This is a genomic window from Geothrix limicola, assembly GCF_030268085.1.
Classification (GTDB): domain Bacteria; phylum Acidobacteriota; class Holophagae; order Holophagales; family Holophagaceae; genus Geothrix; species Geothrix limicola.
The window spans coordinates 207,172-227,210 of the sequence record NZ_BSDE01000001.1 but is presented as its reverse complement, the minus strand read 5'-3'; the positions used below and the strand labels follow the sequence as shown (position 1 = coordinate 227,210).

Genomic DNA, 20,039 nt, shown 5'->3' with positions numbered 1-20,039 from the left:
ACGGCAGAACCTGGGCCTTCACTTCTTGCCGACGAAGTGGGCCTCGATCTCTTCCAGCGTTTTGCCCTTGGTCTCGGGGAGGAAGAAGAAGGCCGTGATGAAGTAGACGACCGTGAAGCCGGCGAAGAGGAAGAACATCGTGCCGTATCCGTACTTGCCCACAGTGGGGAGAAAGACGGCGGCGATGGTGGTGGACACGGCCTGGTTGATGAGCAGCGCGATGCTCATGCCGTTCGAGCGGATGCGCGTGGGCATCAGCTCCGACAGGGCCAGCCAGACGCACACGCCCGGCCCCATGGCGAAGAAGGCGATGAAGATGAAGGTGAACAGGGCGACGAGCCAACCGTTGGCGGCGCTGGGCACGGGCGTGATGAGGGCCGCCTCGATCTTGAGCGGCGCCGTGCGGGCCGCCTGGGCGTCGGCCGTGGGGTTCGTGATGCGCGCCGCCAGGGCGCCCGCCTTGTCCTTGGGCACGCAGGATTCGCGGGTGATGGCGATGGCCGCGCTGAGGTCCGTGGAGCGCACCACCTTGGTGGCGGCCCGGAAATCGCCATAGCTGTAGATGACGATCAGCGTGGAGGGCTTTCCCGCCACCTTCGCGCCCGCCGCGCCTGCGCTTCCCAGCAGGTGGTCCGCAGCCTCCGGCGTGTATTTCAGGGTCACGGACTGGTCCCCGTCCACCAGGGCCTGGATGGCAGGAGCCACATCCACGCGGTGCTGCTCCGTGCGCCGGAAGAGGAGGCCCGTTCCCAGCAGGGCCACGATGATGCCGGCACTGCCGACGCTGAGCAGGAATTTGCGTCCCTTCTTGTCCACCAGGGCGACCGCCACCATGGTCATGAGGAAGTTGACGAGGGTGAGCAGCACATAACCCAGGTGGGCCGCGTTGTCGCCGAGGCCCGCCTGGATGAGGATCGTCGCGTTGTAGCCGATGACGCTGTTGATGCCCGTGGCCTGGTTGCAGGCGAGGATGACGCAGGCCAGCAGGAAGGGGATGACGTACATCCGGCTCAGGAGGCTTTCCTTCGCCTTCTCGCCCATGCTCTTCTCGGCAGCCCGGGCGCTTTCGTCCATCTCCTTCAGTTCGATCTCGGTCACTGCCTCGGTCCGCGTCTTGCGCAGCGCGGCGCGGGCTTCTTCCTTGCGGCCCCGACGGTGGAGCCAGCGGGGGCTCTCCGCGACGAAGAAGGCCCCGATGACGAAGAACAGCCCCGGGAGGATGCTCACCCAGAAGATGCTGCGCCAGGCCAGATCCTTGAAGGCGAAGAGGGCCTCGGCGTTCCCGGCCTTCTCGAGGTGTTCCACCTTGAAGCTGAAACCCCAGGCGATGAGGGCCGCCGCGAAGATGCCGAGGGTCAGCAGCCACTGGAAGACGCCGGTTCCCCTGCCCCGGTTGGAGGCATCCAGGCATTCCGCCAGGTAGAGCGGCACCACCACGCCCACCAGGCCCGCACTCACCCCCTGCAGGAGGCGGCCCAGCACCAGCGGGCCGAAGCCATGCGCCAACGCGATCATGGGAATGCTCAGCACGAAGCATAAGCCGCTGAGGATCATGAGCTTCTTCCGGCCCATGAGATCGGCCAGCATGCCGGCGAAAAGTGTTGAGATCACGCTGCCCAGCAGCACGGCCGCCACGATGATCGAGAGCTGGTTGCTCGTGAGCCCCGAAGTGGCCTCCAGGTACGGGAGCGCGCCCGCGATGATGCCGACATCGATGCCGTAGAGGAGCCCTCCCAGTCCCGCGATGAACAGCAGGTAGCGGAGGTTCCGGACCAGGGCCGGAGAGGCGTCGGGGGCGGGTGTGGTCATGGGCATCACCTCGGTTCAGTCAGGTTCCAGTAATTTTAATGATGTATCAATATTATATCGATATGGCCGCAGGAACGTCCAGGCAAAGGGCCGCGGCGCCGAGGATGGCGATCTGGGGTTCCTCGCTCACCTCGATGGAGAGCCGCTTCAGGGACTGCTGGAAGGCGAAGGTCCGCAGCTCGGCCCAGACCGTCTCGCGGAAGAAGGGATAAGCCTTGGATACCGAACCGCCGAGGAGGATCCGGTCCGGGTCATAGGCGTAGATTGCGAGGGCGATGGCCTTCCCCAGATCCCGCCCGAAGGCCTCGAAGATCTGAAGCGCCTCGGCCTCGCCGCGCAGCGCGGCCTCGTACAACTGACCCCCGTTGCGTCCGTGCTCCCGCTGGAAGCGCGGTCCGCTCACGTAGTATTCGTAGGTGTGATCCCGGTAAGGGAGGCTGCCGATCTCGCCGGCCCCGCAGTTCACGCCCGAATAGAGGCGGCCGTCGAGGACGAGCCCGGCGCCCAACCCCGTGCCCACGATGAGGCCCACCAGGCTCTTGGATCCACGCCCCTTGCCGAAGTGGTACTCGCCGAGGGCGAAGCAGTTGGCGTCGTTGTTGACGCGAACGGGTAACTGGAAGCGGTCTTCCAGGATCCGCTTGAGCGCCACTTCCCGCCAGGAAGGGATGTTCTCCACGTCGTAGACGATGCCCTGCTCCACGTCCACCACGCTGGGCACGCCGATGCCGATGGCGGACACCTCGGGGCTCAGCACGTCTTCGATGCTGCGGACGAGGTCCGCCACCACCACATCCGCCTCGGCCTTCGCCGGTGTGGGGCGGGCCGCCAGCTTCACGATGCGGTGGTTCTCCACCCGGCCCGCGCGGATGTTCGTGCCGCCCAGGTCCACACCGATCAAGGTTCGATTCGCCATGTCCGACCTCACGCGCGTTCGGGCTGGGCATCCTGCTTGCCCAGCGTGGCGTTGCTGGTCAGGGGATTCGCCCAGAAGCCGATGAAGAGCAGGTAGGTGAAGGTGCCCAGCACCGCCAGCAGGCCGTAGCGCAGCCCCATGGGCCCGGCATGGTCCGCGATCAGGCCGATGAGAGGCGGCAGGATGGCGCCGCCGAGGATACCCGTGCAGAGAATCCCCGCGAAGGTGCCGTGGTGCCTGTCCAGAGAGTTCAGGGCCAGGGCGAAGACCAGGGGCCAGCCCACCGAGCACCAGAAGCCCATCATGGGGAGGGCCACCAGGGCCGTCGGGCGGTTGCCGAAGAGCGCCGCCAGCAGCGTGAGCATGCCGCCCGCCATGAAGGCGACGAGGATCTTCTTCGCGTCGAAGAGCTTCAGGAGAACCAGTCCCACGGCGCATCCCAGCGTCATGGCGCCCCAGAAGCCCGACACCGCGACGCGATTGGCCAGGTCCGGATCCACCTGGTGGCAGTTGATGAGGAAGGGCTTGATCTTGGTGGCGAGCCCCTGCTCGGTGCCCACGTAGCAGGCGATGCCGACGAAGTAGAGCCAGACGGTCCGGTTCTTCAGGAGCAGGAGGATGGTCTCGAAGGAGCCGACCCTCTCGTCCTCGACCAGTTCCACCTTGGGCAGCCGCACACAGGCGATCACCACCGTCATGGCGGCGAGCAGCGCCGCGAACACCCAGTACAGGGCCACCCAGGACAGCCCCTCGGGCACCAGCCGTGTGAGCACGCCGACGAGACCGCCCTGCTGGCGCCCGTTGATGCCGCTCACGAGGTAGACGTAGAGGTGCGGGCTGAGGGTGGAGCCCAGGGCGAAGATCATCTGGGACAGGTTGCCGAAGAAGGCGTAGTGCTCCTCGCCGCCCGAGATCCGCAGCAGTGGGTTGATGACCACCTGCAGCATGGCGAAGCCGACCCCGATGACGAACAGCGAAGGAAGGGCCACCGCGTACGAAGGTCGCGCGGCGAAGGCCAGGGCGCCTGCCGCCGACAGCAGGAAGGCCACCATCAGGACCGCCTTGGCCGAAAAGCGCTCCACCAGCAGGCCTGCGGGAATGGACATCACCGCATAGGCGAGGAAGAGCGCCGAGGCCAGTGTGCCCACCTGAGCTTCCGTCAAGCGGAAGGAGGCCTGGACGTCCGTGCCCATGGGATCGAGGATGTTCGTCACGAAAGAAATCACGACGAAGATCAGCATGATCAGGCCGACCTTGAAGAGGCTGCGATGCATGGAGGCTCCTCAGTCCCGGGGGACCACGTTCCAGCCGTGAAGGGTGAGATGGGGCCGCTCGCCGTGCAGGTCTGTGGGATCGAACTGCACCCGCACGGTGCGCGTTTCGTGGGGCGGGATGGAGAGGCCGTTGTCATCCCAGAGCGCCGAAGCGATCGGTTTTTTGGAACCGGCGCGGACCAACCCAAGGTCCAGGTAGAAGGCGAGGCGATCCGAGGAATTGGTCAACGTGATGATCCCTTCGCCCTTCTCAAAGCGGGAGGTCACCTTCACCTGAGCCTGAGGTAGCGAACGCAGGCCCGTAAGATCCGCGAAGGCGGTGTTGGGCGTCATGAACCAGTTGGAATGGGCCTGGTCCAAAGTCTCCGGCTGGGTGGAGAGCCAATAGAAGTTGTCCGCGAGGGTCCCACCCTTGCCGCTCAGGCGCAGGTCGAGGAAGTACGTCGAGGTCGCGGGCTTCAAACTCTTGAGGTCCAGCGCCAACGCAGAAGCGCCCGCGGGGCAGGAGACTCGCACCTCCTTCTCGAAGACCTTGGCCGAGCCGGCGTCAAAGACCCGCGCTTTCACAGTGACGTTCTCCAGGGCCTCGCGCGTGTCGTTCACCACGTGCACGGTCTTCGCGGCCCGATCATAGGCCACGGTGCGCGGCTGGCAGCCCTTGCGGGCACCGTAGTAGGCGCCGGTGGGCACCAGGTCGTAGTCGTAGAGCTGCCAGTAGAGCTTGGGCCAGGAGGCGTTGAGCATCCACTGCACCACCCCCGTGGCCTGGGGTTGGCGGATGCCGAAGGCCTCGAACATGGCCTGCACACCCTCGTAGTTCATGGCCTGGGCGCGGAAGGCGAAATCCTCCACGGAGGAAGCCGCACCGTAGCGCTGGTTGAAGGCGTTCAGGTAGCGATCGAGGGTGTTGAAGGCGTGGCGCCCGCAGTGGAAGTCCCAGGTCTTGTTGATGGGCCACAGCTCGGCTGCGGGAATCATCTTCTTGAGGCTGGAGAGGGGTGGGATCTGCGGCCCGGGCCCCGTTTCGGTATTGAAGCCGTAGGCGCCGCCGTGGCTCGTGTCCTCGAACCAGTAGTTGGGGGTCACGTAATCGTAGGGCCCGAGCATCTTCACGCCCGTGGGGCCGCTGAGGGTGCTGGTCCAGCCCTTGGTGGCGGCCAGGTAGGGGCGCGCCGGGTCGAGCGCCTTCAGATCGGCGGCATACTGTTTTTCCGCCTCGGGCCAAGGCAGCTTGTCGCTGCCCAGCACCCACACGAGGATGCTCGGATGGTTGCGCAGCCAGCGCACCTGGTCCCGCAGGTACGAGGCCACCAGCTGGATCTCAGCCGGCGTTTTCGCGGCACCGTAGGTTTCGTCATCCTGGGGCGTGCCGAGGTATTCGACCCATTCCCACTGGCAGCTGATGCCCACCATCACCAGCAGGCCTGCGCGATCCGCGAGCTCGTACAGCTTCTGGCTGCTGCCCCAGAATCCCTCGAGACGCACAGTGTTCAGGTTCAGGTGCTTGATCCGTCGGAACTGCGCTTCCAGCTTCCTAGGGTCCTCGCGCAGGAAGAGGTCGTCCACCCAGCCGCCACCGCGGATGAGCACCTTGCGCCCGTTGACGATGAAGCCGCGATGCCCCTGTTCGTTGAGATAGGTGCCCACCTGACGGATGCCGAAGGTCGTGCTGAAGGCATCGCTCGCGCCCTGCCCTGCCCGCGCGCGGAGCTTCAGCGTGTAGAGCGCGGGTTCGCCCAGGTTCACGGGCCACCAGAGTCGGGGATTCCGGATGCGCAGACCCGGCACCTGCTCCGGGGAGAAGACGAGCGCTTTCCGCTCGTGGGGCTGGAGCGTGTAGGCGACCTTGAAATGAAGGGTCTCGATCTCGCCGGTGACCTCGCCTGAAACCACCCGACCCTCGTGGTTCACGAGGTCTGCCGTGATGGTGAGCGCGGCCTCCTTCAGGGTCTGGAGGTTCACGTCGCTGCGGACGTAGACGTTCTCGAGGGATACGGCGCCAGATCGCCGCAGCTTCACCTCCCGGAAGAGGCCCATGTTGCGGTCGGGCGGCTCGGGATTCCAGTCCACGAAGCCCATGGTGAAGTCGCCCTTGCGGGGCGGGTGGACGAGGATGGCGAGGGCGTTGGCGCCTGCTTGCAGGTGATTCGTGATGTCCAGATCGAAGGTGCGGAAGGCACCGGTCAGCGCGTCCTGTCCGGCGATCTGCCTACCGTTCAGCCACACGTCCGCCCGGTAGTTCACGCCGTCCAGCAGCAGGCGGGTGTGCTGCCTGAGCTGGGTCGGGCTGACCCGGAATTCCGTGCGGTACCACCAGGCTTCCTGAAAGGGCTCAGGGGAGATGGCGTCCAGGTTCTGCCCCAGAAAGGGATCCTTGTAGCGACCCGCGTCCACCAGCGCGCCCAGCACCGTGCAGGGCACCTGGGCCTGGACCCACGCCTTGGTATCAAAGCCGGGAGTCGAAAGATCCCGGGCCGCCCCCCCCACGGACGCGGCCCGGATGGCCCAACCCCGGCCCAGGACGGTGGTGTCGGAGGCCGGTGCGCCGCCCATGAGCAGCGTCCCGAACATCGCCAGCGCCACCACCATCCATGTCTTGAACATGTGTCTCCTCGTGGATTCGGTCGAGGTCAGCCGAGGGCGGGCAGGCTGGCCGCAGCCACGGCCTGGCCCACCCGGCGGCTCTTCTCGTCGGGAAGGAAGATGGAGATGGCCTTGGCGAGTTCCGGGAATTCCGCCGCCAGGACAGCCTTCGCCCTGTCGAGGATGATCTCGCCGCCCTTGCCCGAGGTCACCCGGCCCAGGATCATGGCATGCTCCATGTCGTAGAACTCGGCATACCAGGGCAGCGTGTAGCCGAGGTAGGTGCCGATGGTCTCGAAGATGGCGCGGGCCGCGGGATCTTCCTTGGCCATGAGCGCCTGCACTTCCTTGAGTCGCTCGGGCAGGCCCATGTCCGAAGGGAAGCTGAGGCCCGCGGGGCCCGCCAGCTTGTCCACCGCCTGCTGGGAGAAGTAGGCCGCGCCCACGCCGGGATTGCCGGACCAATCATCCGTGCCCGCGGTGGGATTGGCGTCCACGGTGCTGAAGGCGAGCTCGTTGAGCCAGCCGGTGATCTTCCCATTGCGATCGAGGAAACCCACGGCCTCGCTGGATCCCAGGGCGATGCCCAGGATGCCGTTCTGCTCCAGCGACAGGCCGCCGGCCAGGGCCGTGACGTCGCCGTCGTTGATGACTTCGAGCGGCACGTTCCATTCCTTTCGGAGCTTCAAAAAGATCGGGCTCACCTCGGCGGCGAACCGCTCCTTGGGCACGGCGCGGAAGAGCGAGGCCACCATCACCTGGTTGTCCACGAGGATGCCCGCGGAGGAACCGCCGATGGCGTCCAGGCGCGGCAGGTGTGAGGCCGCGAGCTTGAAGCCCTCGTTGATGCAGTTGTAGTGGTAGGAAGGATCGGCTTCCGTCTTGGGCGTCCAGGGGATCTCGGTGCTGAAGACCACCTCCCCATCGATGACCGCGGCCACCTTGTAGTCGCTGGCACCCAGATCGAAGCCGATGCGGCAGCCTGTGAGGTTTCCGCCCAGGGCCAGGGCGCCCTTGCCTGCGGGGGGAATGGCGGCAGGATCCATCACCGCCACTTCGAAGGGACGGTTGAAGGCCTGGCCCATGATCTCGCGTTCGAATTTCCAGGGCCCGTCGGCACCGTACTCCGCGACAACGGCTTCGCACAGGGCCTTGGGTCCGCCCACGGAGGCGCGCCATCCGCCGCACACCCAGAGGAGGCCGTTCAGCATCCACGACACGTAGCGCAGGTTGTCCTCGTCGCGCCCCGCACCGGCGGGAAAGACCTTCAGTTCGAGGCGGGCCACGGGCCCGGCGTTCTGCTCCAGGCCCACCACCACGGTCTCGTGGCTGCCGTGGGCTTCCAGGGCCTTTCGGAAATTCCGGACGCCCAGGGAGAGGGGGCGGTACTGCGGATCCAGCGCCAGCGGCTGGTCCAGGGGAACGTTGAAAAGGCTGCTGGCAAAGGTTTCGTGGTGGAACATGCTCACCTCACTGGGCGGTTGGGGTGGTCGCCGGTTGGGCATGCAGCTCGTAGCCCTTGGGACCATTCAGGGGGCGGTAGTTCACGTCCAGCACATCCAGGCGCTGAAGGTGACCGCGGAGACGCGAGAGGAAAGCCCCAGTATCGCGGCCTTCCTTTGGGGACCACAGCACTTCGGCCAGGGCCGCGAGGCGGGGCCAGAGCATGTATTCCACGTGCCGTGGCGTGGGCTGGTACTCGGTCCAGATTTGGGCCTGGGCGCCGAGGATGTGCCGCCGCGCGGCTTCGTCGAGGCCGGCCGGAATGGGCTCGTAGGCGTAGACCTGTTCCAGGGTCAGCAGACCGCCGATGGTGTATGGCTCGGGATTCTTGCTCTGGTAGTGGTCGAAGTAGGTGGTGCCGATGGGCGTGGCCACCACGTCGTGGCCCTCCTTCGCCGCCTGGGCGACGATATCGCCGCGGTTCCAGGCCATGATCGCCGCCGACTGATCGATGCCGCCTTCCATGATCTCGTCCCAACCGATGATGGCGCGGCCCTTCGAAGCCAGGTGCTGCGCGGCCTGGCGGATGAACCAGCTCTGCAGCTTGAGCAGGGCGGGGTGGTCCACCGATTCGCCTTTCTCGTTGGTGGTCGGCTTCAGATCCGCCAGGGTGGCCTTGGCGTCCACCAGGCCGAGGGCCTTCATCCGCGCCAGGGCGGCTTCGCTGCGGGCCCACTCGCCCTTGGGGCACTCGTCGCCACCGATGTGGATGTAGTGCGAGGGGAAGAGGGCCACCACCTCGTCCAGCACATCCCGCAGGAAGGCCTGGGTGCGGTCGCTCACGTTGAAGGTGCTGGGGAAGACCCCGAAGTTGCCCACCACTTCCACCTTCTGGCCCGGGAAGTTTCCCAGCTCCGGGTAGGCTGCCACGGCGGCGCTGCTGTGGCCGGGCATCTCGATCTCGGGGACGATGGTGATGAAGCGGTCGGCGGCGTAGCGCACGATCTCGCGCACGTCGTCCTGGGTGTAGAAGCCGCCGTGGGGCACGTTGTCGTAGGGCAGCAGGGTCTGGTGGTCGTCCCGGTTGGCCCAGGGGATCACCGTGGCCTTGCGCCAGGCGCCAACTTCCGTCAGGCGGGGGTATTTCTTGATCTCCAGGCGCCAGCCCTGGTCATCGGTGAGGTGCCAGTGGAAGACGTTGAGCTTGTGCAGGGCCATCAGGTCGAGGTGCTTCTTGACGAAGGCCTTCGGCATGAAGTGGCGGGAGACGTCCATGTGGGAGCCGCGCCAGGCGAAGCGGGGGCCGTCTTCGATGAGCCCGCAGGGCAGCGTCCAGGCCAGGCCCGGCACCACGGATTCCCGGAAGATCTGGGGCGGCAGCAGCTGGCGGAGGCTCTGGATGCCATAGAAGAGGCCGGCCGGTTTGGGGGCCAGGATCCGCACCCGCTCGGGGCGAACCTCCAACCGGTAGCCTTCGGCACCGAGGGCGCCGAGGGCGGGATCCAGGGCCAGGACGATGTCCCCCCGCCCTTCCTTCTCCACCAGGGGAAGGTCCAGCCCGGTGGCCGGCCGGAGGTACTGCCTCAGGCGGTCCCCCAGGGGTTTGGCCTCACCCCGGGCCGAAATACGAGTCCCCGGACCCAGGCTGAAGGTGCCCTCCAGGGGGGTCAGCGCGCGGGGGATCGGGAGGATCGCCTGAGCCCGAAGCCCTGGTGTCAGAGAAAAAACCGTGATTATTGAAATAGCGAAATTCTTTATTAACTTATGCTTAGATTTAGTTGACCAAAAGTTCCACAAAATTTTCATGGGGCACCTTTTTTGTTTGACTTGCCTCTTCCTGTCTATAAGATTGTTTTCACTTTCAAATCTACTCCATTAGTAAGTTCAATGCACTAACAAAACTCGAAAATTTTTTGCCGCCAGGACGTCATGAAAAAAGCCACCCACCAAGCCACCAAAGAACACAACACGACCCTCGTGTTGAAGACCATCTACCACAATGATCAGATCAGCCGGGCGGACATCGCCCGCATGACGAGCCTGACCCGCACCACCGTATCGGAGATCGTCACCGAGCTCATGGGCCTGGGCCTCGTCCGGGAGACGGGCTTCGGTCCCGCCACCATCGGAAAGCCGCCCATCCACGTGGATTTCGATGCCGGCGCCCGCCAGCTCATCTGCGTGGACTTGGGCGAGGAGGAGTTCCACGGCGCCCTGGTCAACCTGCGGGGGGACGTGCTCCAGCGCCACTCCCTGCCCCTGGGCGATCGCAAGGGCGAAGCGGCCCTCCAACTGGCCCACCGGCTGGTGGAGGGACTCTGGGCCCAGGTCACCGCGCCCATCCTGGGCATCGGCATCGGCACCCCGGGCCCGGTGGATCCCGACAAGGGCATCATCCGTCAGGCCGTGAACCGCGACTGGACGAACCTGGACCTGAAGGAGATCTTCGGGGCCCGCTTCAACGTCCCCATCCACATCGCCAACGACAGCCACGTGGCGGCCCTGGCGGAATGCGCCTACGGCGGCCATGGACGCACGCCGAGCCTGGTGCTCATCAAGGTCGGCGAGGGCATCGGCTCGGGCATCGTGCTCGGCGGCAACCTCCACACGGGCGAGGGCTTCAGCGCCGGTGAAGTCGGCCACCTCTGCGTGGAGCGCGGCGGCCTGCCCTGCACCTGCGGCAACCACGGCTGCCTCGAGACCGTGGCCAGCACCCCTTCCCTGCTCCGCCTCGTCCGAGCCGAGGCCGAGCGCGCACCGGACTCACCCTTCGGCCGGGCCCTGGCCGCCAGGGGCGCCTCGCTCGAACTCCTGAGGGAATTCAACGAAAGCGGCGATCCCCAGGCCCGCGCCCTGGTCCACGACCTGGGCACCCACCTGGGCGTGGTGGCCGCCAGCCTCGCCGGTGTGCTCAACATCCACAAGATCGTGCTCTCCGGCATGCCCACCCTCTTCGGCGAACCGCTCCTGGAAGCCATGCGCACGGAGATCCGCGCCCGGGTGCTCCCCGAGATGGCGCGCGAAACCCAGGTCTGCTTCTCCGCCATCGGCTCGGAAATCGTCATCCAGGGCGCCTGCGCCCTGGTGCTGCGCAAGGAACTCAACCTGCCCTGAACACTCTCCCCCCACCCCTTTTCATTCGAGGCCCCGAGGGCCTTCACCTCACAAAGGAGACACCATGAAACCAAGATTCGGTTCAGCTCTCATGGGCTTGGCCGTGTTCATCCTCGGCACCGCCAGCCTCAGGGCCGAGGATCCGGGCCTGTCCTGTTCCCTCAAGCTGCGGGGCCTGGTCTCGTCCACCTCGTCGGACCAGGGCATGTCGAACGGCGTGCTCGGCAACAACCTGGCCATGGGCGCCGGCTTCGGCCTCGAGCTCGGCTATGCCCTCGGCCCCGGCCGGATCACGGGTGAACTGGGCTACACCGTCCAGTCGGGCGACGCCTTCCTGGGCAACACCGGAGACATGCGCACCTACGGATCCGGCGTCGTCATCGATTCGGCCAATTCCGTGGATTCGCGCAAGAACAAGGTCGAAGGCCTGCACCTACGCCTGGGTTACGAAGCCCCCTGGACCGGCAGCCTCTCCTGGCGCGCGGGCCTCCAGTTCGGCGGCAACAAGTTCACCCATCAGGTGCTCGGCAACGTCAACGGCACTTCCGCCGCGGGCAGCTTCTCGGATTCCTACTTCTACGTAGGTTCCAAGACGGCCTCGACCCCGAGCCCCTTCGCGGGCCTGACCTACAAGTTCGACGAGGCCAGTTCCTTCGAATTCGGCGTGCTCTTCCTCTCCTACACCTCCCTCAGCTACCAGCACGTGGCCAACACCCAGAACCAGTTCGACTCGGTCACCACCAGCGACCGCATCGTTCCGAATCTGGAAATCGCCTACGTGTTCCGCTTCTAACCCGATCCAGGAGGACACAGACATGAGAAGCACGACTCGGTTTACTTCCATCGTCCTCGGGCTGGCCGCGGGATCGGTGCTGATGGCCCAGACCGCCGCCGGATCCCTTACGGGTTCTGTCAAGAGCAAGGCGGGCGCGCCCCTTCCCGGCGCCCGCGTGATCATCAGCTCCAAGGCCCTGTTCACCCCCAGGACCGTCACCACCGACGAAAAGGGTGAGTGGCGCGCCTTCCTGCTGCCCATCGGCGAATACGACGTCGTCGCCAATGTGGACGGCTACATTTCCTCCTCCGCCAAGGGCATCCGCATCGGCATCGCCGGAAACCAGCGCCAGGACCTCAGCCTGACGCCCATCAAGGAGCAGGGCGCCGTCGTCGAGGTGCTTGGTTCGGCCTCCTCCGCGGACAAGTCCGACACCAAGTCGGCCGTGAACTACAGCGCCGAGAACCTGCAGACCCTCGCCACCGTGGGCGGTGACCGCGGCTTCCTTGGCGCCCTCTCCGTGGCGCCCGGCGTCGTCAGTGAAACGCCCAACGGCAACACCGCCACCATCCGCGGCGGCACCATCAACGCCACGAACTTCACGGTGAACGGCGCCGACGTCAAGAACCAGCTCAGCGGCCAGGTCGAGAACGCCTGGTACGTGCAGGACAACATCGAGGACGTGCAGGTGGTGCTCTCGCCCCTGAACGCCCGCTACGGCCGCGCCGCGGGCGGGTCGGTGAACGTCGTCACCAAGACCGGCGGCAACGATTTCTCCGGCTCCCTCCGCTCCAGCTTCAACCGCCAGTCCTGGAACGCCAACAGCGCGCTGTTCCCCGTGACCGCCACGGACAGCCTGCAGCGCTCCTGGGATCTCGTCGTGTCCGGCCCCATCGTCAAGGACAAGCTGTGGTTCAACGTGGCGTCCATCCTCAACCCCAAGTCCGCCAACGGCCAGTCCTTCAACTGGGGCGGCATCGGCTGGCGTGATCCCCGCGCCGTCTACCCCACCCGGAATGCCAACATCGACGCCGTGACCGCCACGGATCTGACGACGGGCGTGCCCCTGGCTGGCAGCAAGGTGCCCGGCGGATATGTCTTCGGCTTCCCCCAGGCCGGTGCCCAGTTCACCCAGAACACCACCAGCAACTACGTGGAAGCCAAGATCACCGGTGCCATCAGCCCGGATCACATCCTGGAATACGCGTTCATGCGCTCCAGCAAGACCACCACCAACGCCGACCCCAACAACGATCTGTGGCACAGCGTGCGCGTCCAGTCCCTGGGTGATCTCAAGGACGACCGCAAGATCGACGGCCTGACCTACCGCGGCACCCTGACCAGCAGCCTCTTCCTGGAAGCCCGCTTCACGGCCAACGAGGACAAGATCACCAAGCCCCAGGGCGACACCAAGTACGCCGGCGGACTGGCCGCCGTGTTTCAGCACGGCCTGGGCATCACGAGCGGCGTGCCCTACACCACCGCCGCCCAGGATGCCGCCGGCGCCAACGCCTACGGCTACCAACCCTTCGGCCCCTGGGTCTCGCCCAAGCCCTCCAAGCAGAAATCCACCTCGTACAACATCGACCTCAAGTGGATCAAGGAATTCGGCATCGGCTCCCACGAGATCGATTTCGGCTTCGACGGCTACACCACCAAGTACGACAACAACGCCGACTTCAACACGACGGACCTGGGTTCCCTGAACCGCCAGTACGTCATCGGCGGCTACTACCAGAAGGCCACGGATCCGACGGATCTCCTCTTCCCCGTCATCGCCTACACCGGTCCAACGGCCCTGAACCGGCAGCCTGAAACCGCCTGGAACAAGTGGACCATGGGCCTGGCGCCGACGATGATCCAGTACACGGGCCCCGCCGGCGGCACCATCGACACGACCATGCAGGCGCTCTACGCCAATGACCAGTGGACCATCAACTCCCACTGGAACATCATGATGGGCCTCCGCTTCGAATCCCAGAAGATCGACGACAGCAACGGATCGGAGCTCATCAAGTCGAACACCGTGAGCCCCCGCCTGCAGGTCCGCTACGACATCAAGGGCGACAGCCGCAACCTCATCACCTTCACGGCCGCGCGATTCCAGGGCGACCTGCCCCAGTCCTTCATCGCCGCCTTCGCCACGCATCCCCAGAACAGCGGCATCTACAAGGGCTTCAGCAGCATCAACGGCACGCCCCTGCCCACCCCCGGCGATCCGGCCGACGGCGGCAACTACGGCGTGCGCTTCGTCGACTGGGCCACGCTCATGAATCCCGCCAACTACGGCGTGCTCATCAACCAGTTCGACAACTCCAAGACCAATGTCGTGGATTCCGGGCTCAAGCCCCCCAGCATGGACGAGTTCACCCTGGGCTTCTCCAAGTCCTACCTGGACGGCTCCAGCGTCTCCATCACCTACGTGAACCGCAGCTGGTCCAACCTCTGGGCCATCGGCTACGACTACGCCCCGAACCAGGTGGTGACCATCACCCCCGATGCCAGCTACGGCATCCAGAAGCACTTCTTCAACAGCAGCGATCTGAAGCGCAAGTACAACGGCCTGGAACTGGCCTGGGACATCAAGACCAAGAGCATCTGGAGCTTCAACGGCAGCTGGAGCTACAGCCGCCTGACGGGCAACGATGAGCAGGGAGACGACCCCACGGGCAACTCCACCATCATGCAGACCAACCCCACGCCGCTGTTCTACAACTCGCAGTTCCTGAACTCCAAGGGCGTTCCCACCAGCGTCTATGCGCCGGACGGCCGCCTGCTCAACGACCTCACCAACCGCATCCGCGTGGGCGCGACGGCCACCATTCCCTTCGGCAAGGGCGGCCAGGTCACCCTCAACTGGATGGCCCACTACGTCACCGGCCAGCCTTACGGCGCCGTCAACTTCGGCAACAGCTCGGGCATCGATCTGAGCGGCTGGGGCCTGAGCGACATCCATGCGGGCGCGAACAACACCACCGTCTCCGGGTCGAGGACCATCCTCGGCTACGTCGGCGGCCGCCGGCCCTTCGAGCAGAACGGCCTGGCCGGCGTGGATTTCCGCGCCGCCTTCAAGCTGCCCCTTCACGTCTGGAAGCTCCAGCTCTTCGGCGACGTGACCATCAGCAACTTCTTCAACCACATCGACAAGGGCTACAACACGTCCTTCAACACGGTCTATTCCGCGACCAATCCTTCGGCCGCGCCCACCATCAACCTGCCCGCGAACTTCGGGGCACCCGGCGCGAACGGCGACTACCGCCAGTTCACCGCGCCGCGCACCGTGCTCGCCAGCCTCGGCGCACGCTTCTAGCGCCCGATCCGTTTCACCAAAAGGGCCGCGAATTTCGCGGCCCTTTTCTTAGGTTCATCCATTCAGCCCAGCAGCTTGTGGGGCAGGCTTTCGATGCGGCCCGCCGGAGAGACCATCACGTAGTTGAGCTTGCGCTGCAGTTCGCGGATGGTGTTTGCGCCCGCGTAGGTAAGGCCGGAGCGCAGGCCCCCGACGATGTCGGCGAGAATCTCCTCCTCGTCCTCGCGGTAGGGGACTTTGGTGGCGATGCCTTCGGCCGTCTTCCAGCCCGTGAGGCCGCCCAGGTGGTCCTCTGCCACCTCCTTGCTGGCCATGCCGCGGTAGACCTTGTGGGAAGTGCCCGTCTTCTCATCGAGGATGGGAGCTCCCGGCGTGGGGCGGGTGCCCGCGAGCATGCCGCCGATCATCACGAAATCCGCACCGAAGGCGAGGGCCTTCACGATGTCGCCCGGGGTGCGGATGCCGCCGTCGGCGACGATGGAACGATCGGCCCGGGCGCATTCCTGGATGGCGCTGAGCTGGGGCACGCCAAATCCCGTCTTGATGCGGGTGGTGCAGACGCTTCCGGGCCCGATGCCCACTTTCACGATGTCGGCGTGCACCGAGGCCAGGTAGTCCGCTCCCGCGTAGGTGGCCACGTTGCCCGCCATGATGCATTCGTTGGGCAGCATCTGGCGCATGCGCTTGATCATCTTGCCCACGTACTTGGCGTGGCCGTGGGCCACGTCGACGCAGAAATACTGGGCGCCCGCATCCTTCAGCGCTTCGATGCGCTCCATCTCGGTTTCCGCCGTGCCGACGGACACGAAGACGGGATGGCGGCAGCGCTTGAACATCGCCACGTTCTCCTCCACCGACACGAAGCGGTGCAGCACGCCGATGCCGCCCCGCTCGCCCACGAAGTTGGCCATGGCGTCTTCGGTCACCGTGTCCATGTTGGCGGTGAGGATGGGCAGTTCCAGCTTCAGCTTGCCGGACTTGTCCGTCATGCCGACGTCGACCACCCGGCGCGACTCGTGGTGATTGTAGGCGGGAATCAGGAGGACATCATCGAAGGTGATGGCGGTCTCGGTCATGCAGCCTCCTCGGGCCAGGCAGCGCCTGTTCCCCTCTTCGGCTCAGACCCCGTAGGTCTTGTAGAAATACCAAGCCGCCAGGATGAAGCCGATGCCGACCACGCCATAGCGGACCGGTGTCCGCCCCACGCGGTGGGCCATGTGGGATCCGAACAGCCCGCCCAGCCCCGCGGCGACGGCCATGGGGAGCACCAGCATCCACTTGACGTTGCCGGGGTGCCGCAGGAACTCCATGGCCATGAATGCGAAGATGGCGATGCCGTTGATGCAGAGGGCCAGCAGGTTCTTCAGGCCGTTCATCTGGTGGATGTCCGTGAGCCCCAGCAGGCTCAGGGCCGCCAGCATGAGGATGCCGATGCCCGCGCCGAAGTAGCCGCCGTAGATGCCCACGATGAACTGGAAGCAGATGGCGGCGGTCCACCAGCCCGCGGTCCGCTCGTGGCCGTGCACCTTCCTCAGCAGCCGCCCGACGGGATCATTGGCCGCCAGCAGCACCGTAGCCGCCAGGATGAGCCAGGGCACCAGCTGGTCGAAGACCTTCTGCGGCGTGACGAGCATGAGCCAGGCGCCCAGGCCTCCGCCCAGCAGGGACGGCGGCATCAGGCGCAGGGCGAAGGCCTTGATGCCAGCCAAGTCCTCGCGGTGCCCCCAGAAGCCGCCGATGGAGCCCGGCCACAGCGCCAGGGTGCTCGTGACGTTGGCCTGCTGGCCCGTGAGGCCGATGCCCAGCAGCGAGGGGAAGGAGACGAGGGTGCCGCCTCCCGCGATGGCGTTGATGGCGCCCGCGAGGAAGGCCGCGGCCATGACGGTGAGGACGTGCCAGATGGTCATGCCCTCTACGATGACAGGCCCCTCTGCCCTTCAAAAGACCGGCGGGCCCCGAAAGAGGCTCAGGAAAGCCGGGACGCGTCCAGCTCCACGAGGATCAGGTCCGCGCCGCCATACCCCGGCACCACCTGCAGGCTGCCTTCGCCGGCCTCCACCCTCAGGGTGTGGCGTTGGCCCAGGTACAGATCCCAAAGCGGGACCGCCGCCGTGCCCCGGGCGACGAAGAGGAGGGTCGTGGCGGCCCGCAGGGGCAGCAGGCAGGACGCGGTCAGCCGGAGGCAGCGGAGGTTCGCCTGGCAGGCCTTTGGATCGACCATGAGGTTGAAATCGGTGCACGGGCCTTCGACCAGGGTGGCCGAGGCGGGCCAATCCCCGCAAAAACGGATGGTTGAGAGCGGCACCGTGAGGTCCCGGCGGCCCCGGGATCCGAAATCCAGTTCGAAGCCCCGGCCCTCCAGCAGGAGCAGCCAGCGCTCCAGGCCCGGAAAGGCCGAAAAGGGCCCAGACACGCCCACCTCCGCCGAGCTGATCCGCCAGCGGAAGCCGGTCTCGAGGGTGGCCCCGGGGGGATCCACCGCCAGTTCCAGCGTCGTGCCCCCGCCGTTCTTCCAGGGCATGAGGCGGCCATCGGCAGGCTTCAGGTGCGTCCAGTCCATGGGTCCATCGTATATCCTGAAGGCATGCATCTGTCCTGGCCCCCGCCTGCGCGACTCGCGCTCGTCCTCGCCCTGCTCTGGGTGGCCTACGTGCTGCTTTGGACGCCCGGTCCCCTGTCCCTCAGGCTCCTCGGCCTCTATCCGAAGAAGCTGGGTTCACGTGTGGTGGGATGGGCCGCCACCCGCCGCCTGCCCGCCTCCTGGCGCGAGCCCCTGCTGGGCCGATTCGCGAACCACTTCGGCATCAACCTGGCCGAAGCCGAACATCCGCTGGTGGACTATCCCAGCCTGCAGGCCCTCTTCACCCGCCGCCTGAAGCCCGGTCTCCGGCCCCAGGAGGCGGCCCTGCCCGGCTTCGTGAACAGCCCCGTGGATGGCCGCATCATCGCCAGCGGCCGCATCGAGCGCGATACCGCCATCCAGGCCAAGGGCCTGCCCTACCGCATCTCCGAACTGCTCAAGCACGATGCGAACGCCGCGCGGTTCGAGGGCGGCCACTTCCTCACCCTCTACCTTTCGCCCAAGGACTACCACCGCATCCACGTGCCGCTGGAGGGCCAGGTCACAGCCCTGAGCCACGTCGAAGGCGAGCTCTGGCCCGTGAACGACGCGAGCACGGGGAACGTGCCGCGCCTCTACGAACGCAACCGCCGGGCGAGCTGGACCGCCACGGGCACGGGCCCCTGCGAAGGTCTCGAAGTGGCCGCCGTGCTGGTGGGCGCGACCCACGTGGGCGGCGTGGTGATCGACGCGCGTTGGCTGGGCGGACGCGTCCTGCCGAAGGATGGAGGATTGCCCGTGGACCACCTGCTCTGTGCGGCGGGCGAGGATCTCGGCACCTTCGAGTTCGGCTCGACGGTGGTGCTCCTGATCGGCGGACCCAAGGCCGCGGACTGGTCACCGCAGATCACGGAAGGCAGCGTGAAGATGGGACAGCGGCTGGGAGCGTACCGGTGAACGATTCCGAGATCTTCCATCAGGATCCCCTCTGGGAAGAGGGCGGCGACCTGCCCGGTGCCCTCGAAGCCCTCTTCACCGCCGCGGGCGAAGTGCTCGATCTGGCGCGGCTTCGCGAGCTGACGGGTCTGGGCGACGGGGCGCTGCAGCAGGGCATCGAGAAGCTCCAGGAGCGGCTCCAGGGCGCCTCGGGCCTCCGCCTGATCGAGGTGGGCGGCGGTTGGCGTATGGCCACCAGCCCTCTCTACAAGGAGATGGTCTCGCGCCTCGTCACGACCACCCGCAGCGGCAAGCTGACGCCCGCGCAGATCGAGGCGCTGGCCATCATCGCCTACCGCCAGCCCGTCACCATCACCGAGCTGAACGCCATCCGCGGCGTCACCAGCAGCGCCAACCAGGTGAAGAGCCTCATGGAGCGCCAACTCATCATCTCCGCAGGCCGCAAGCCCGTGGTGGGCCGGCCCATGACCTACGCCACCACCCAGGCCTTCCTGCTGCACTTCGGCCTCAAGAGCCTGCACGACCTTCCGCGCCTCGAGGATTTCGGCGAAGGCCGCCTCGAAGCCGAAGCCCTGGCGGCCCTGGAGCCGCCCCTCCCCGAAGACGGCCTCTTCGGCGAAGGCGCCATGATCACGGAACCGGAGATCGATCCCGAGATGATTGATCCCGAGCTGCTCGAAACCGAAATGGCGGACCAGGACATGCCTGAATCCGCGCCTGACGAACGGGAACGGCCCGAATCCGACGAAAGCCCCGAACCATGAACCAGACCTCGCTCAGCCTCGAATCCCAGTCCGCGCCCGCCAAGGAGGCCAAGCCCAGCGGCTTCTACCTCCAGAGCTGGCAGAAGGGCGGCCTGCTCGTGCTGCTCTTGGGCATCCTCTACCTCCGCATCTGGGTGCGGAAGCAGGCCAAGGCCGTCTACTGCAGCCACTGCGGAAAAAAGAATCCCCCGCACCAGAACACCTGCCAGAAATGCGCGGCGCCATTGATGCGGGTGGATTAGGTGCGGGTGGATGAGCGGTTCAGGGTTGCCTGAAGCCTAAAACTCGATGTCGATGGATTCTTCGGCGAGGTCGTTCTCTTCGCCCAGCACTTCGCAGGCGGCCCCGTACATCTGCAGCACGGCGGTCTTGCGGTTGCTCAGGCTGGTGAGGAGATCCTTCACCCGCTGCACTTCGGAAGCGATGGTGTTATTGATCTGCGAAACCTCCGAGCGGCAGCGCTCCCGAGTGGTTTCGTAAAAGGCTTTCTGGTCCTGGCTCAGATCCATTGGGAACTCCGGGGGGTGGGAATAT

At 65.9% G+C, this 20,039-nt stretch carries 16 protein-coding genes; 6 read left to right on the top strand and 10 right to left on the bottom strand.

From position 1 onward, the window contains the following. Positions 1–18: 18 nt before the first annotated feature. From QSJ34_RS00980 to QSJ34_RS00955, 6 genes are read right to left on the bottom strand one after another with little or no spacing between them, the layout of a single operon-like run. Entirely contained in the window at positions 19–1,809 is a 1,791-nt protein-coding gene (locus QSJ34_RS00980) for an MFS transporter (protein WP_285569098.1), read from the bottom strand. A gap of 52 nt (positions 1,810–1,861) precedes the next feature. Further along, a complete protein-coding gene (locus QSJ34_RS00975) occupies positions 1,862–2,725 on the bottom strand; it encodes an ROK family protein (protein WP_285569095.1) in 864 nt (287 codons plus the stop codon). An 8-nt stretch (positions 2,726–2,733) separates the two neighbouring features. After that, positions 2,734–3,999, bottom strand: a complete 1,266-nt coding sequence (locus QSJ34_RS00970) for an MFS transporter (RefSeq protein ID WP_285569090.1) — start codon at positions 3,997–3,999, stop codon at positions 2,734–2,736. A 9-nt stretch (positions 4,000–4,008) separates the two neighbouring features. After that, positions 4,009–6,603 carry a glycosyl hydrolase 2 galactose-binding domain-containing protein gene (locus tag QSJ34_RS00965; RefSeq protein ID WP_285569088.1) on the bottom strand — a complete coding sequence of 865 codons (2,595 nt, stop codon included), beginning with the start codon at positions 6,601–6,603 and terminating at the stop codon, positions 4,009–4,011. Positions 6,604–6,629: 26 nt separating this feature from the next. Beyond that, on the bottom strand, positions 6,630–8,045 hold the full coding sequence (locus QSJ34_RS00960) for a hypothetical protein (RefSeq protein ID WP_285569085.1): 1,416 nt from the start codon (positions 8,043–8,045) through the stop codon (positions 6,630–6,632). Positions 8,046–8,052: 7 nt separating this feature from the next. After that, positions 8,053–9,822 (bottom strand): beta-N-acetylhexosaminidase, encoded by a 1,770-nt coding sequence (locus QSJ34_RS00955; RefSeq protein ID WP_420798815.1) that lies wholly within the window; start codon positions 9,820–9,822, stop codon positions 8,053–8,055. Between the two features lie 132 nt (positions 9,823–9,954). Here QSJ34_RS00955 and QSJ34_RS00950 point away from each other — a divergent pair, with 132 nt between their 5' ends. The 3 genes from QSJ34_RS00950 (at position 9,955) to QSJ34_RS00940 (ending at position 15,224) form a co-directional block, all read left to right on the top strand. Further along, positions 9,955–11,139, top strand: coding sequence for an ROK family transcriptional regulator (locus QSJ34_RS00950; protein WP_285569080.1), 1,185 nt, complete (start codon positions 9,955–9,957; stop codon positions 11,137–11,139). Positions 11,140–11,203: 64 nt separating this feature from the next. Further along, the gene (locus QSJ34_RS00945) at positions 11,204–11,932 is read left to right on the top strand and encodes a hypothetical protein (protein WP_285569077.1); all 729 of its coding nucleotides are present in this window, start codon (positions 11,204–11,206) and stop codon (positions 11,930–11,932) included. 22 nt (positions 11,933–11,954) lie between these two features. Beyond that, a complete protein-coding gene (locus tag QSJ34_RS00940; protein ID WP_285569074.1) occupies positions 11,955–15,224 on the top strand; it encodes a TonB-dependent receptor in 3,270 nt (1,089 codons plus the stop codon). A 62-nt stretch (positions 15,225–15,286) separates the two neighbouring features. Here the strand turns inward: QSJ34_RS00940 and QSJ34_RS00935 are convergent, their stop codons facing one another. The 3 genes from QSJ34_RS00935 to QSJ34_RS00925 are packed head-to-tail and all read right to left on the bottom strand — an operon-like array spanning position 15,287 to position 17,784. Then, a complete protein-coding gene (locus QSJ34_RS00935) occupies positions 15,287–16,300 on the bottom strand; it encodes a guanosine monophosphate reductase (RefSeq protein ID WP_285569072.1) in 1,014 nt (337 codons plus the stop codon). A gap of 42 nt (positions 16,301–16,342) precedes the next feature. After that, positions 16,343–17,131: a sulfite exporter TauE/SafE family protein gene (locus tag QSJ34_RS00930; protein ID WP_285569069.1), complete on the bottom strand. Its 789-nt coding sequence runs from the start codon at positions 17,129–17,131 to the stop codon at positions 16,343–16,345. Between the two features lie 59 nt (positions 17,132–17,190). Beyond that, positions 17,191–17,784, bottom strand: a complete 594-nt coding sequence (locus QSJ34_RS00925; RefSeq protein ID WP_285569066.1) for a HutD/Ves family protein — start codon at positions 17,782–17,784, stop codon at positions 17,191–17,193. Between the two features lie 24 nt (positions 17,785–17,808). Here QSJ34_RS00925 and asd point away from each other — a divergent pair, with 24 nt between their 5' ends. From asd to QSJ34_RS00910, 3 genes are read left to right on the top strand one after another with little or no spacing between them, the layout of a single operon-like run. Next, positions 17,809–18,741, top strand: coding sequence for an archaetidylserine decarboxylase (gene asd / locus QSJ34_RS00920; protein WP_285569063.1), 933 nt, complete (start codon positions 17,809–17,811; stop codon positions 18,739–18,741). Continuing rightward, positions 18,738–19,505, top strand: a complete 768-nt coding sequence (gene scpB / locus QSJ34_RS00915; protein ID WP_285569061.1) for an SMC-Scp complex subunit ScpB — start codon at positions 18,738–18,740, stop codon at positions 19,503–19,505. The genes asd and scpB overlap by 4 nt, the downstream gene beginning before the upstream one ends. Beyond that, positions 19,502–19,747, top strand: coding sequence for a zinc-ribbon domain-containing protein (locus QSJ34_RS00910; protein WP_285569058.1), 246 nt, complete (start codon positions 19,502–19,504; stop codon positions 19,745–19,747). The genes scpB and QSJ34_RS00910 overlap by 4 nt, the downstream gene beginning before the upstream one ends. Before the next feature lie 36 nt (positions 19,748–19,783). Here the strand turns inward: QSJ34_RS00910 and QSJ34_RS00905 are convergent, their stop codons facing one another. After that, a complete protein-coding gene (locus tag QSJ34_RS00905; RefSeq protein WP_243288001.1) occupies positions 19,784–20,014 on the bottom strand; it encodes a hypothetical protein in 231 nt (76 codons plus the stop codon). Positions 20,015–20,039 lie beyond the last annotated feature (25 nt).